Below are 15,025 nucleotides of genomic sequence, written 5' to 3'. Positions count from 1 at the left end.
TTAAAACCGGCCCTTCACAAACCAAAATTTTTCGAATTTATGAAAAAAGAACGAATTATTGCTTTAACAAAAACGGCGATGAGAATATCCTTTATTCAAGCGCTTCTTATTTCGGTGGGAACCTTAAGTGCCTACGCCCATACAGCCGAAGCACAGGGAGCTTTGAAAAAAACGATTAGCATAACGAAGAAGAGGATGACCTTGAAGAACTTTTTAGAGAATTTGGAAACCCAATCTCAAGTAAAGTTCGTGTACAGTCCTTCTATATTAAAAAGCCATCGAATAGTGGAGGTGGGAAGCTTACAAAGTAACTTAGCGGATGTGTTGGAGGAGGTGTTGGCCCCGATGGATATTAATTATAAGGTGGAAAATGAAAAGATCTTACTCATTCAGAATCGACAAGAACTGAAAATTGTAGGTAAAGTAACCGATGCAACGGATAATGCGCCTTTGCCGGGAGTCAGTGTCTTAGTAAAAGGGTCAACCAATGGTATTTTAACAGACAATCAAGGGCAGTATAGCTTAACCGTGAAGGCAAACGACATATTAGTTGTCTCCTATGTAGGTTATACGAGTCAAGAAGTTCGTGTTAGCAGTGGGAAGACAACTTATAACATCAGTTTGCAATCAACTACGAGCGATTTGGACGAAGTGGTGGTTACCGGTTATTCCGCACAACGTAAGAAAGACTTGACAGGTGCCGTTGCGGTGGTTGATATTGGACAATTGAAAAGCCAGCCTGCTGCGAGCCCAGTTGAAGCCTTACAAGGTAAAGCCACTGGCGTGCAAATCGTTTCTGATGGAGCGCCGGGAGCAACACCTCAGATACGCATCCGCGGTTATAGTACAATCAATAATAACGACCCTTTATATGTAATTGATGGGGTTCCTTATGAAGGAAAATTAGGTTGGTTGAACTCGAATGATATCGAAAGTATGCAGGTATTGAAAGACGCTTCGGCGGCTTCCATATATGGGGCACGTGCAAATAATGGAGTTGTTATTGTCACTACAAGAAAGGGTACTAAAGGAAAAGCGACAATAGGTTTAGATGCATATTACGGTGTTCAACAAGCTAGAAGTAGCGCTTTTCCAGATATGTTAAATCCACAACAGTGGGCAGAAAATCTTTATCAAGGTTATCGTAATGCAGGCCTAGATCCAGTCAGTGCCTGGGGTAGGATGTATGGTTCTGGAGATAACCCAGTATTACCGGATTATTTATTAGCTGGAGGAAAAGTTGGCGCCCAAATTACTGCTGCAGATGTGGATCCTGCTCTATATAATTATTCGCGTGATAACTCCACCTTTTACCAGATTACTCAAGCAAATAAGGTGGGAACCAATTGGTTCAAAGAACTGACGCAGTCTGCTCCTATGCAAAGTTATCAACTTAGTGCTAGCGGTGGGTCGGATGATGCAACCTACGCAATGTCCGGCGGGTATTTTAAACAAGAAGGCGTGGTGATTAATACCGGTTTCCAACGTTTTAATTTTAGATCCAACACCCAATTTAGTGCATTTAATAAAAAATTACGCATCGGAGAAAACGCGCAATATTCTTATACAGAGAATTATGGCATAGGATCTAATGTTAATGTCTCTGGTGATTATCAGGGAGAAGGAAGCGTGCTCGGATTTGCCTACAGGATACAAAATATTATTCCTGTATATGATATTATGGGGAATTTTGCCGGGTCTCGAGGTGGTGCTTTGGGAAATGGAGAGAATCCTGTGGCCATATCTTATCGAGCTAAGGATGACAAATCGAAAAGTAATACATTTTTTGGTAATGCATTTGCTGAATACGACATTATTGAGGGTTTGATGTTGCGCACCAGTTTTGGTATTCGCTATGAAAACTGGGGCAATATTGACATTGTCTATCCTAATCCGGAATTTCAGGAAGGAAGTTTTAACAACGCCTTGACAGAAAACCAAGGATATAATACCGAGTGGACTTGGACAAACACTTTGAATTATAAACCGAAACTTGGTGATAACCACAGTTTGAATGTATTGTTGGGTACAGAGGCTTTTAAAAGCCGCAGTCGACAATTAACTGGAGGTAGGAATAACTTCTTTATCTTAAATAGCCTGGATTATCTTTATCTAAGTCAAGGAAGCTCTAATATTAGCAATAACAGTTTAGGTAACGTAGGTTCCCTATTCTCTTTATTTGGTAAGGCCGACTATGCTTTTAAAGACCGTTATTTATTAAGTTTAACTGTACGTCGTGATGGTTCGTCTAACTTCGGTCCAGATAATCTTTATGGGGTATTTCCTGCAGCTAGTGCAGCTTGGCGGCTATCTGAAGAGGAATTTTTGAAAGATGCTACTTGGTTGTCTGATTTGAAAATCCGTGCAGGGTATGGAGTTACAGGTAACCAGCGGATTCCAACCTTTCAATACCTCAATCGCTTTTCTTCCACTATTGCGCAATCTTCTTATCCGATGGGAGGAAGCTCATTTGTAACGGGTATTTACCAAAATGCTTACAGTAATCAAGGTATCAAATGGGAAGAGGTGAAATCGCTCAATTTAGGACTTGATTTTACTTTATTGAATGGTGATTTTGACGGGTCGTTTGATTGGTATAACCGTAAAACGAGCGACATGCTTTATCAATTGCCTTTGCCTGCTATTGCGATCGGTTTAGGAACTTCTCCTTATGTGAATGTGGGTGATATGCAAAACAAAGGAGTAGAATTGTCGCTAGGATATCATTATGGCAGAAGTCAACAAAAACCATTTACGTTGGATGTTACAGCAAATATATCGCGAAACGTAAACGAGGTGGTTTCTTTAGCGCCATCCGTAACGCAGCAGGTATATGGGAATTTTAGAAGCTTGCAAACCACTATTTTGAAAGACGGCGCGCCTTTTGGTTCCTTTTATGGTTACAATATGATCGGTATTTATCAAGACGAAGAGGATCTTGCGAATAGCCCGACTTATTCTGGTGCACGTGTGGGGGGACCAAAGTATGCAGATATTAGTGGAAACGGAACCATCGGTCCAGAAGACCGTGATGTCATTGGTAACCCACATCCTGATTTTGTTTATTCACTAGGTATTAATGCTGCCTACAAAAATTTTGATGTTCAAATGTTCTTTAATGGTTCACAAGGAAATGACTTATATGAAGCGACGCGTTATTTTACGGATTTCGGGACTTTCGCTGGGCAAACCAGTACTCGTTTGTTAAACGCTTGGAGTCCAACAAATACCGGCAGCATGACACCTTCGCCTTATCAAGGGGCTTCAGATTTTGAATATGCTTCCTCTAGTTATTATGTACAGGATGGAAGTTTTTTCCGAATGAAGAATTTTCAGATAGGCTATAACTTTCCTGTGAAGACGCTTTTTGGAGCCAATACTGAAATCAGTAGATTCCGCGTTTATCTCGGTGCAACGAATTTATTTACCATCACAAATTATACTGGCCTTGATCCGGAAGTCTCACAAACCAATAGCACCTTTCAAGCTTTGGGAGTTGACTTTGGTGTTTATCCGGTACCACGTCAATATATGATAGGGTTAAATATTGGCTTCTAATAATTAATGTTTCTGATGAGGCCTATAAGTTATCAGATTAATAACAAAAAACGTATCCGATGAAAAAGAATAAAATTGCAATATTGATAAGTATTTCTCTCTTAGCACTAGGCTCTTGTAGTAAGTCGTTTTTGGAGAAGGTTCCCCAGGGGCAGCTGTCAGACCCGCAGGTGATAAGTAGTGAAGGGGTGGAAGGCTTACTAGTTGGGGCCTACGCACTTTTGAATGGTAATCAGGATGGGACTTGGGGAAATTATGCTTCTGCACCAAGCCAATGGTTATTTGGGGAGGTAGCCTCTGATAACGCGCATAAGGGAAGTGATGGTACTGACCAGCCTAACATGAATCTTATTGAGGTATATCAGCCTACAAGTACCAACGATAACCTTTCTGTTATGTGGACCCGTTATTATGAGGGAATTGCTAGATGTAACAATACATTGCGGGTGCTAGCGGCTGATCAAGCTGGAAATAAGACAATTAGCGCCGATCGTGCTGCTCAAATTCAAGGCGAAGCACGTATGTTAAGGGCTCATTATTATTTTTTCCTAGTAAGAGTATTTAAAAACATCCCGTATGTGGATGAAAATACGCCGCCGGATGAGGCGAAGACTAAACCAAATGATACCGATGTATACCCAATGATTGTTGCTGATCTTGAGTTTGCGGTGGAAAACCTACCCGTGGAAAAAATAAACGGACAGGTTGGTCGGGTAGATAAAATGGCGGCTGAAGCCTATTTGGGGAAAGTATTGTTGTACCAAAAACAATATGCAGAAGCTCTGCAGCACTTTACAAATGTAATGGCAGGAAAAGATATTACGTCCATGCCTTATGAGAATAATTTTGATGTAACAACAGAAAATGGTCCAGAATCTATTTTTGCTGTCCAACATGCTATTAGTCCAGACGGAACCGGAGATAACGCCAATGTAGGTGATATGCTGAGTGGCCTGTATGGCACTTCACCGGTAGGTTGCTGCGGATTCTTCCAGCCAACCTTCGACTTGGTTAATGCCTTTAAAGTGAATGAACAAGGCTTGCCGTATTTAGACGGATCTTATCGCAGCAATCCCTACAAGTCGGACTTTGGTTTGAGCGGGGCCGCAAAGGATAATTACCAATTAGACGTTAATTTACGTTTTGACCCTCGTCTGGATTATACGGTTGGTAGGCGAGGAGTTCCTTATTTGGATTATGGTACCATGCCTGGTGATGCTTGGATTCGTTTGGCTAGTTATGCAGGTCCCTTTGTGGGCAAGAAGAATCAGGTTCCGGTCGCGCAGTTCCCTTCACATACGGTTTCCGGTGCAGCCTACATTAATGATCTGAACGTGAACCTAATTCGACTGGCTGACGTTGTTTTAATGGCGGCCGAATGTCAAATTGAATTGGGAAATTTAAGTGAAGCACTTCGCTTAGTAAATTCAGTTAGAGCAAGGGCGGCTACCATAGCGCCGATTTCGATAGGAGATACACCAGCTGCTCAATACGATGTAAAACCTTATCCTTCCTTTCCAAGTGTAGAATACGCTCGCAACGCGGTGCGGTTTGAACGTCGATTGGAATTAGCTATGGAGGGACATCGGTTCTTTGACTTAGTTCGATGGGGCGTTGCCAAGGATGTGCTTGAAAGCTATTCGGGATTTGAAGGTGGATTTTTACAATCTTACCGTAATCTTACCTTTAGTTCACGGAACGAATATTTCCCAATACCGCAAGATCAGATCGATCAAAGTAGCGGAACTTTAAAGCAAAATGAAGGTTACTAATTCATACTTCGCTTGAACAAGAGGGCCGTTTCTATCTATGAAACGGCTCTTCTTGTTTAAATGGGACTAGTGCTTGCCTTTAATTTGGAAAAGAAATATTAGGTTTGTGGTAAAGGAAACGACTTGAATGAAACTAAACGATAAATCAACCATTAGGGCCTGGGCCATGTTCGATTGGTCGAACTCCGCTTATAATTTGGTAATCACTTCTACTATTTTTCCAGCCTATTACACGGCGATTACTACTACGCAGGATAAGGGTGATCAAGTTAATTTTTTTGGCTTTCAATTTATTAATACCGCATTAGCCAATTACTCGCTTGCCTGTGCTTATTTGATCATGGCCATCGTACTGCCCGTTCTTTCTGCGATTGCCGACAATAGAGGAAACAAAAAGTCATTCATGAAAGTCTTTACTTATTTGGGAGGCTTTTCCTGTATTGGGCTGTTCTTCTTTAAACTAGATACTTTAGAGTGGGGAATTATCTGTAGTACGCTTGCTGCGATGGGTTATATCGGGGGTGTGCTTTTCAATAACTCCTACCTGCCGGAAATAGCAGGCATTGACGAACAGGATCGGGTAAGTGCCCAGGGATTTGCTTATGGTTATATAGGGAGTGTTTTATTACAGATCATTTGTTTCGTATTTGTTCTTAAACCGGAATGGTTCGGTATTCAGGATGCTACTTTTGCCCCACGTCTTTCATTTTTATTGGTTGGGCTCTGGTGGATGGGTTTTTCTCAAATACCGTTCAAGAAGCTACCATCAGGAAAAGCGAAGCCAAACAAAATAAATACACATATTTTAAGGAGCGGTTTTAGGGAGCTGAACGCGGTGTGGATCAAAATTAAGGGATTGCAAAATCTTAAAAAGTTTCTAGGCGCTTTCTTTTTTTACGCAATGGGCGTGCAAACAACCATGTTGGTAGCGGCTGCTTTTGGCGAGAAAGTTTTGCATTTGGGAGCATCGAAATTAATTGTCACAATCCTGATTATTCAACTAGTAGCTATCGTAGGCGCTTTTTTTATGTCTACTTTGGCCAAAAGAATGGGTAATGTACGGGTCTTGATTATAGCCGTGTTGTTGTGGATCGTTGTCTGTTTTAGCGCTTATTTGATACAAACAGAGATGCAATTTTACATCTTAGCAGCATTAGTAGGACTTATAATGGGAGGAATCCAGTCGTTGTCTAGGTCCACCTATTCCAAATTAATACCCCGTGAAGAAGAGGATACAACGGCTTTTTTTAGTTTTTATGATGTAACGGAAAAACTCGCCATTGTCATTGGGCTTTTCTTTTTTGCTTTTATCGAAGAACAAACAAAAAACATTCGATATTCTGCATTATCGTTAGCATTGTTCTTCGGCATAGGTATGTTCTTTTTGATTCGACTTCTCCGTCAGAATAATAAAGAGAATGTTTCGTTGAATTAGGGTGTATTAAGATTAAAGGAACGTTTATTTTAACTTCTTTCTTTCTCCGCGAAAGAAAGAAGCAAAGAGCCGACCGTAGGGAGTCCATGAACACCTTTGAAAATAATGAATTAGTGAATAAAATCGCCGCTGCCTGCCTACCGCAGGCAGGCAAAATTTACAGGAGTGTTAGTGCCTCCCAGTGCTAGTTGTAAATTTTGGAGGCGGCATTTTAGTAGAACGGAGAGCTTTTGCGAGCAGCCAATAAGGGCTGGAGAAAATGGCCTTGGAGGACACCAGCTTTGACAACCGGAATAGAACCTATCAAAAACAATTATTACCTTTGAAACAAATGGAATACCTATGGAAGTAAGCTTATTTATACCCTGTTTTATTGATCAACTATATCCAACAACCGCTTTTAATACAATTAAAGTGTTGGAGAAGGCAGGGTGTAAAGTACAATACAACCCTGAACAGACTTGTTGCGGGCAGCCGGCCTACAATGCGGGGTTTTGGGATGAGGCTAAGGTTATTGGCAATAAATTTCTCGACGATTTCGGGGAAGCTAAATATATAATATCCCCTTCGGCGTCTTGCACAGGTATGGTGAAAAATGCTTATAATGATCTTTTTACCAATTCAATGGTGCATAATAAGTGCCGTAGCATTCAATCAAGTATACACGAACTATCAGACTTCCTAATAAATATAGTAAAAAAGGACTATTTTGGAGCAGAATTGGAAGGGCGAGCGGTCTATCACGACTCATGCTCAGCCTTGAGGGAGTGTAGAATAAAAGAAGAACCGCGTCAGCTATTGGCAAAAGTAGATGGGTTGGAGCTTGTTGAGATGCGCGACCAAGATACTTGTTGTGGTTTTGGCGGAACCTTCGCGGTTAAATTTAGTGGAATATCTTCTGCCATGGCTGAACAAAAAGTAAATAATGCGCTTGCTATGGATGTTGAGTATATCATCTCAACAGACGCTTCATGCTTATTGCATATTCAGGCCTATATTGATAAGCAAAATCTTCCCATAAAAACGATGCACTTAGCGGATGTGTTGGCTAATGGATGGGGAAACGTATAAATAGTTTGTAAAAATGATTTGACAATTAGGCGTTCCATATTATTTTTGTCTTACAAAAGCCGACGTAGCTCAGCTGGTAGAGCAACGCATTCGTAATGCGTAGGTCGCAGGTTCGATCCCCGTCGTCGGCTCTCTTTAATAGAAAAGTCTCCCTATCAGTTTTTTGTGCTTTTTATGGGGCAAGTAATCTGTAAAAATTAACGTACATTATTTCTGAATAAAAGATTGTAAACGTAAGCCTAAGGTTCGTAATTGGCATTAAATATTCTTCGGCAATAGAAATCTTTCCTCTTTTTTTTCTAAATTGCCTGCCTATACAAACCAAAAAATCATGAGTAACAGAAGAGAATTCTTAAAGCAAATGGGGGCAGGAGCTTTAGGCCTTACCGCTTTATCTAATTTACCACTAGACCTTTTCGCATCTACCAACGGGAAGTATTTTTTTGATATATCCTTGGCACAATGGTCGTTGCATAAGACGTTATTTGGTAAACAAATGGATAATTTAGATTTTGCGGAAACTGCGGCAAAGAAATATGGCATTTTTGCTGTAGAATATGTAAATCAGTTCTTTAAAGACAAAGCGAAAGACCAAGCCTACCTTAAAGACATGTTAAAACGATCGAAAGATAATGGCGTGAAGAATGTATTGATCATGGTTGATGGAGAAGGAAGCCTGGGGGCGCCTGACGATGCGGAACGTAAGACGGCCGTAGAGAATCATTATAAATGGGTGGAAGCGGCTAAGTTTTTAGGCTGCCATGCAATACGAGTAAATGCTGCCGGGAAAGGCTCTGCAGAAGAGGTGAAAGGCGCTGCCATTGATGGTTTAGGAAGGCTAAGCGAGTTTGCGGCTAAACATAAAATTAATGTGATCGTAGAGAATCATGGTGGTATGTCTTCAGATGGACAATGGCTGAGCGCTGTTTTGAAACAAGTGGGTAAAAAGAACTGCGGAAGTCTTCCGGACTTTGGTAATTTTTACGAATATGATCGTTATCAGGGCGTTACAGACTTAATGCCATTTGCCAAAGGCGTAAGCGCTAAAACTCATGATTTCGATAACGAAGGTAATGAAACGCAGATTGACTACCTGCGTATGATGAAAATTGTGAAAGATGCCGGATATAAAGGGCATGTAGGCATAGAGTACGAAGGAAGTAAATTGAGTGAAGACGAAGGGATAAAGAAAACCAAGCTTCTATTGGAAAAAGTGGGAGCTGCTCTAAGTTAGTTGAAAGATTGCATAAATTACAAAGATACTTTCTGTTGTCAAATCAGAAAGTATCTTTAGCTTTAAACGGCGCGCTATAAGGGCTCAAAATGAGATTGAGCGTTTTATGAAGACCGATAGATAACCAGTTAATAAAAACATAACCTTAACGTAATATCTGAGGATTTTTTGTTTGCTATTTTGGCCGAATATTTTTTTCAACCTGTTTGATGAATAGTCGAATTTCGATCTAGAGATGGATAATCTAAACGAGCGTGCATTTTGGAAAGCATTTATCAAAGGCAACGACCGGGCTTTTGAAAATATTTACAAGCTTTATGCCGATCGGCTTTTTGCATTCGGCATGAAATATCATGCTGACCGCGATGTTATCAAAGACTGCCTACATGATCTATTTGTTAATCTTTTTCATTATCGAAGCAAGCTAAATCCAGACGTTAATCCGCTTTCTTATCTTTTCACTTCTTTGCGGAATAATGTTTTAGCTCGATTAAGAAAGGATAATAGAAGTCAAGCGCTCGTGGAACGGATCGACTATTCCTTTGATCTGGAATGGAGCCCCGAAACGGTGTGGATCAAAAAGGAAGAAGATAGGCAGCTTGTTGTTAAGCTTCAGCAGCTGATCAAACGACTGCCGGCACGTCAAAGGGAAGTCATCTACCTGAAATTTAATGAAGAGCTGTCATATGAGGAAATAGCAAGTATGCTTGATATTTCTATCGCGAGCTGTCGCACGTTAATATATCGTGCAATCAAGCAATTGCGAGAGCATGTAGAAGACATACCACTAGTGCAGGTATTTTGCCTTCTGTTATCTAATGTTCGTTATTAGCTGCTTCTTGATTTTAGTTATATTGATCCAGCAATAAATTTGTTTACATTTGTCTAAGTGTTTTTAATCGCTTCTGAGATCTCTTCTCCCCTCTGTAATCTATCCCAACACCATAATTGTACTTTTCAGGTAGTTGCTTCGAGTTTACTACAAATACTATCTATGTGCTATCCAGGGTGAGTCCAGGTTTTTACCTTAAAAACCTGGACTCACCCTGGACCCAATGTGGACTCACCCTGGACTCACCCCGAAGAAAGTACCTGGCATGTCTTGTTAAAATAGGCTGGTGGTTGTTTAATTCAAAAGAAATTCTTGACTTTAAAGTTCGATGAAAGGACGCAAACAAGATAACGATTTACAAGCTAAACTTGAAATTTTTATGATAGTATGCGTCTCATTATTTGTCAAATATTAAATCGTTTTTTTGAAAAAAAATTAAAAATTTAGTCTATAAAAATTAACTGCTTTACTCTTACCTATAAAAGACAATCTTAAATGGGAAAGAAAAAGGCCGAAGATATTTTGAATGAGGATAAACCAGACGTGAACATGCCTAGCGATGATAAGCAGGCATCTTTGGCCAACGCGATTGTCGATACAGTAAAAAACGTCAAGAATGCATCTTTTTCGGAAGAGGAAAATGCAGCGCTTTGGCATGAAATTCACCATACGATCGAGCCTCGGAAAAATACAACTCCCTATCTACGAAAGGGTTTGGTGGCCGCTATCGTGCTTTTTCTGATCGGTGCTGCTCTTTACTTATATCATGTCAATACACAAGAGGTTGATATTCAAAAGGTTGCGATTATTAATAAAGGATACCTTTCGAAATCAGATGATGTGCAATTTATCAACGCTGATAAAAAAACACGGGTGCTCCATGATACATTGGTTGTTTACAAACAATTTGTAAAACAAGAGCATGTTTCACAAAACGAGCAGGTGGGTTATAATTCAATTGGCGTACCTTACGGAAAACGGAGTGAAATCGTTTTGGAAGACGGAACAAAAGTTTGGCTGAATGCCGGCTCCATATTGACGTTTCCTGAAAAATTTAACGAAAAAGACCGAGCCGTTTATCTGGAAGGTGAGGGTTATTTTGAGATTGCTAAAGATGCCAACAGACCTTTCTTTGTCTTATCAGAGGTGATGAAAATACAGGTACTTGGTACGAGTTTCAATCTTAGTGCTTATGCCGATGATGATTATGTGTCGGTGCTTTTATTGACGGGGAATATCGCGTTGTTACCAAATGGAAATCAGTCTTTTGAACGCCGGATGCTAAAACCGGGGACAGAAGCTCGCTTCGGAAAAAGCCGACAAAAGCTGTTGATTCAACCGGCCTCTGAAAGCTCGATTTCATGGACTAATAGGAGATTGCTTTTGAATAGCATGAACTTAGAGGAGATGCTAAAAAAATTAGAGCGTTTCTATAATGCGGAAATTGAGCTGCCCAAGCCAGCCATCGAGGATGAAACCTTTTCAGGGAGCCTGGATCTGACTCAAACATTGCCTGAAGTGTTGCAAAATGTATTTGATGTTTCAAAATATACTGTCAATCAAATAGGAAGGAGGGTATACATCCAGACGAAGTAGAATAATCAACCAAAAATTCAAATAGGGAAGGTGCTGCAACACCCCCCCGTTTACAAAAAATTAACTGGAATAATTAATTAATCGATCTACTAAAGTATGAATTTTTTTTACACCTGCCAATCACCACCCAAGCAGGTTAATACTGTCATTAAAATTTTTCGAATGTTAAAATTGGCTGCATTTTTAGTTTGCATTAACGTCATGGTAGTGCACGCTAATTCTTACTCCCAAGGTAAAATCAGTGTTCGAATCAAAAACGGTGCATTAAGCGATTTTTTTAAAGAAATTCAAACACAGACTAAATACGCTGTTTTTTACAGCGATAAGCTTGTCGCTGGTAAAAAAATCAATATTGATGCAAAGAACAAAGATTTACTACAAACACTGGATCAGGTGTTGAAAGACGCCGGCCTAAGTTATATGGTCTCAGGTAATCAGATCAGAATTCAGGCTCGAGCCATCGTACCGCTCCGGACTGGTGCTACACAAGATTCCGTACTTACTGTGAATGGGCGTGTATTTGATACGAACGAACCTGCAAATCCGCTGATTGGGGTTTACGTCCGTAATAAACATCGCCAAGGAGGAACGACGACGGACGAAAATGGAAATTTCTCGTTGTCCGTTAACCAGGGCGATATTTTGGTGTTTACTTCTATGGGGTACCAAGCAGTAGAACGGAGGATTACGGGAAATGATGCAAATTTCAATGTCTTCTTAGAAGAAGATGTAGCATCGCTCGAAGAGGTTGTTGTTGTGGGGTATGGCACCCAGAAGAAAATCAATCTAACGGGAGCGGTAACTGCTATGACTGCTAAAGACTTAGAAAGTAGGCCAATTACTAATGTTGGTCGCGGTATGCAGGGCATCCTACCCGGAGTTACCGTTAGGAATACAAACACAGTTCCAGGGGGAAACGCACCGTCCATTCGAGTAAGAGGCATTGGTACTTGGGGAGATGCATCACCCTTAGTGGTCATAGATGGGATTCCCGGAGGCGATCTTAATATTTTGAATCCGGATGACATCGAAAGCATTTCGGTATTGAAAGATGCTGCCTCGTCTTCGATATATGGTGTTAGAGGAGCAAACGGCGTGATATTAGTCACAACCAAAACCGGAAAGAAAGGTACGCCACCCAATATTTCCTTAAATAGTTACTATGGCATACAGACGCCAACGGCTTTACCGGAGTTTTTAGGCTCTCCTGAATTTATGGAACTCCATAACGAAGCTACGCAAAATGCAGGGCAAACACCCGTTTACTCAGCTGAGCAAATTGAAATTGCCCGCAATGGATCCGATCCGAATTATTTCGCCAATACCAATTGGATAGAAGAAATTTACAAAGACAATGCGCCACAACAGAGCCATAATGTCAATATTAACGGTGGAGGCAACGATATGAGCTATTTCTTGTCTTATGGTTACCTAGGTGAAGGAGGTCTTGTGGTTGGCGATCAATTTAAAGCAAATAGGCATAATGTTCGCGCCCGTATTAATACGACGTTACTTGACCGATTGAAGCTAGATGCTAATGTGGGCTACATTGATCGCGATGTACAAAGCAACGCCGGAGGTGATGGAGGACGCGCTCTACTGGCTTCAGCAACAAGTATCACACCCCTTGTACCGGTTCGTTTTACAAATGGTAGCTGGGGCTATCATGGCGGTCAGGCTAACCCAGTGGCGATAGCAAATGATGGAGGATACAATGACTTCGGTTCGCAGGAAGTGACAGCCAATTTAAGCGCGACGTTAACGATTGCTGATGGTTTGGATATTAAGGGACAATATGGATTGGTTCGTTCGAATTCCAAACGAACTGTATTAAGTTCGACTATAAACTATTATAGTCCGGATGATAATGAGCTTATTTATCAAACGAACTATCCAAACTCCATTAATGTGACTGATTATACGAATCTCTATCAGACCTTTATTGGTACGGCGAATTATACGAAAACTTTTAACGAAAAACATGAAGTAAACGGTTTACTGGGAGTTTCACAGGAAGAGAATATCAATAATAGCTTTACAGCAAGTAGACAGAATCTCCCGGTAGATATTCCGTCTTTGAATCTAGGCGTTGATAATCCATTGAATAACAGCAGTGGTTATCAATATGCATTGCAGTCTTTTTTTGGAAGGGCAAACTATGCATATGACAGCAAATATCTATTTGAAGGAAATTTTCGATATGACGGATCTTCTCGTTTTGCGCCGGAAGTACGTTGGAATTGGTTTGGATCAGTTTCAGCAGGATGGGTGTTCTCTGAGGAGGATTTTTTTGATAAATGGCGAACGACCTTTCAAACTGCCAAACTGCGGATTTCTTATGGTACGCAAGGGAATGATCGTATAAGAAGAGGGGATACCGATCTCTATTATCCCTATATGTCTATTCTGGAACCTGCACAAGTTGGATCCAATAATCCTATCGGAAATCAACCGCGTATTGGTTATCGTCAAACGGAGTTTGCTAACCGTATTGTCACCTGGGAACAGGCCGAAAAATTCAATGTGGGTCTGGATTTAACCATGCTGAAGGGACGTTTCGACGTGACTGCGGATTACTTTATAAATAATACGAACGATATTCTGTTAAATCCGCCATTGCCGGATGTTATTGGTATGGGGACAAACTATCCTTCCCAAAATGCCGGCGCAGTACAAAATAAGGGTTGGGAAATTAACCTTGCTTGGCACGATCAAATAGGTGAAGTCAAGTATGGCGTTAATCTCAATTTATCGGATGTTCGGAACAAGATTACGCGCTTAGACGATTATGCGCAAAACCTAAGTGACCGCGTGCGTTTAGTGGGATATCCTATCGATGCGTTATATGGCTTTATTGCAGAACGTATCGCTCAAATCGACGATTTCGACTTGATTGATGGAGAATATGTGCCGAAATTTCCGTTTCAGGCAGGAGATTTGGTAGCTCCCGGAGATCTGATCTATCGTCCAGCTAGCCCGGAAGATGAAGCCATTACGGTCGGTAAGGATCGACATGTATTAGGCAGTGATATTCCACGATATACGTACGGCTTTAGGGGAGATCTAGCTTGGAAAGGATTTGATTTCAGTTTTTTCTTACAAGGAGTGGGCAAGGCCGATGGTTGGTTAACCGGTTCCGCTAGGCATCCTTTCATTAACAATAGCGCCATGCCTCAGCGAGTGCATTTAGACCGGTGGACGCCTGAAAATCCAGATGCAAGTTATCCTCGTTTTGTATTCAATCGACAACATAACACCCGGTTGTCATCTTATTGGATAGAGAATGCAGCTTATCTGCGACTAAAAAATATCCAGTTGGGCTATACCTTACCGAGTCGGATTACCGAAAAATTTAGAGCCAGTAAACTGCGCTTCTATGTGTCGGCGGAAAATCTTTTCACTTTGACCGATTTTTTTTACGGGTACGATCCTGAAGCACCGGTAGCGCAAGGGGCTAATTTTTATCCACAACTAAAAACGTTTGTTGTAGGCTTGAACGTAAATTTTCGATAGCAAAAAAATAGTTA

Annotated in this window: 8 protein-coding genes and 1 tRNA gene; all 9 read left to right on the top strand. The window is 40.9% G+C overall.

Features of this window, described 5'->3' with window-relative positions:
• Positions 1-39 precede the first annotated feature (39 nt).
• Positions 40-3,558, top strand: a complete 3,519-nt coding sequence (locus M1D52_RS16260) for a SusC/RagA family TonB-linked outer membrane protein (RefSeq protein ID WP_437392989.1) — start codon at positions 40-42, stop codon at positions 3,556-3,558.
• A gap of 59 nt (positions 3,559-3,617) precedes the next feature.
• On the top strand, positions 3,618-5,330 hold the full coding sequence (locus M1D52_RS16255; RefSeq protein WP_013666207.1) for a RagB/SusD family nutrient uptake outer membrane protein: 1,713 nt from the start codon (positions 3,618-3,620) through the stop codon (positions 5,328-5,330).
• A 127-nt stretch (positions 5,331-5,457) separates the two neighbouring features.
• Positions 5,458-6,765: an MFS transporter gene (locus tag M1D52_RS16250; RefSeq protein ID WP_437392987.1), complete on the top strand. Its 1,308-nt coding sequence runs from the start codon at positions 5,458-5,460 to the stop codon at positions 6,763-6,765.
• A gap of 342 nt (positions 6,766-7,107) precedes the next feature.
• On the top strand, positions 7,108-7,836 hold the full coding sequence (locus M1D52_RS16245; RefSeq protein WP_437392985.1) for a (Fe-S)-binding protein: 729 nt from the start codon (positions 7,108-7,110) through the stop codon (positions 7,834-7,836).
• A 58-nt stretch (positions 7,837-7,894) separates the two neighbouring features.
• Positions 7,895-7,967: transfer RNA gene (locus M1D52_RS16240), tRNA-Thr, on the top strand.
• A gap of 200 nt (positions 7,968-8,167) precedes the next feature.
• Positions 8,168-9,070, top strand: a complete 903-nt coding sequence (locus M1D52_RS16235) for a sugar phosphate isomerase/epimerase family protein (protein WP_013666210.1) — start codon at positions 8,168-8,170, stop codon at positions 9,068-9,070.
• Positions 9,071-9,305: 235 nt separating this feature from the next.
• On the top strand, positions 9,306-9,902 hold the full coding sequence (locus M1D52_RS16230) for an RNA polymerase sigma factor (RefSeq protein WP_013666211.1): 597 nt from the start codon (positions 9,306-9,308) through the stop codon (positions 9,900-9,902).
• Between the two features lie 495 nt (positions 9,903-10,397).
• Positions 10,398-11,498, top strand: coding sequence for a FecR family protein (locus tag M1D52_RS16225; RefSeq protein ID WP_437392983.1), 1,101 nt, complete (start codon positions 10,398-10,400; stop codon positions 11,496-11,498).
• Between the two features lie 162 nt (positions 11,499-11,660).
• Positions 11,661-15,011 (top strand): SusC/RagA family TonB-linked outer membrane protein, encoded by a 3,351-nt coding sequence (locus tag M1D52_RS16220; protein ID WP_437392981.1) that lies wholly within the window; start codon positions 11,661-11,663, stop codon positions 15,009-15,011.
• The last annotated feature ends 14 nt before the right edge of the window (positions 15,012-15,025 follow it).

It is taken from the genome of Olivibacter sp. SA151 (assembly GCF_054130995.1).
This window is presented reverse-complemented; position numbering and strand designations above follow the sequence as displayed.

Coding starts and splice junctions, on each gene's coding strand:
- M1D52_RS16245 (WP_437392985.1), top strand. CDS start 7,108: ATGGAAGTAAGCTTATTTATACCCTGTTTTATTGATCAACTATATCCA.
- M1D52_RS16250 (WP_437392987.1), top strand. CDS start 5,458: ATGAAACTAAACGATAAATCAACCATTAGGGCCTGGGCCATGTTCGAT.
- M1D52_RS16230 (WP_013666211.1), top strand. CDS start 9,306: ATGGATAATCTAAACGAGCGTGCATTTTGGAAAGCATTTATCAAAGGC.
- M1D52_RS16235 (WP_013666210.1), top strand. CDS start 8,168: ATGAGTAACAGAAGAGAATTCTTAAAGCAAATGGGGGCAGGAGCTTTA.
- M1D52_RS16220 (WP_437392981.1), top strand. CDS start 11,661: ATGTTAAAATTGGCTGCATTTTTAGTTTGCATTAACGTCATGGTAGTG.
- M1D52_RS16255 (WP_013666207.1), top strand. CDS start 3,618: ATGAAAAAGAATAAAATTGCAATATTGATAAGTATTTCTCTCTTAGCA.
- M1D52_RS16260 (WP_437392989.1), top strand. CDS start 40: ATGAAAAAAGAACGAATTATTGCTTTAACAAAAACGGCGATGAGAATA.
- M1D52_RS16225 (WP_437392983.1), top strand. CDS start 10,398: ATGGGAAAGAAAAAGGCCGAAGATATTTTGAATGAGGATAAACCAGAC.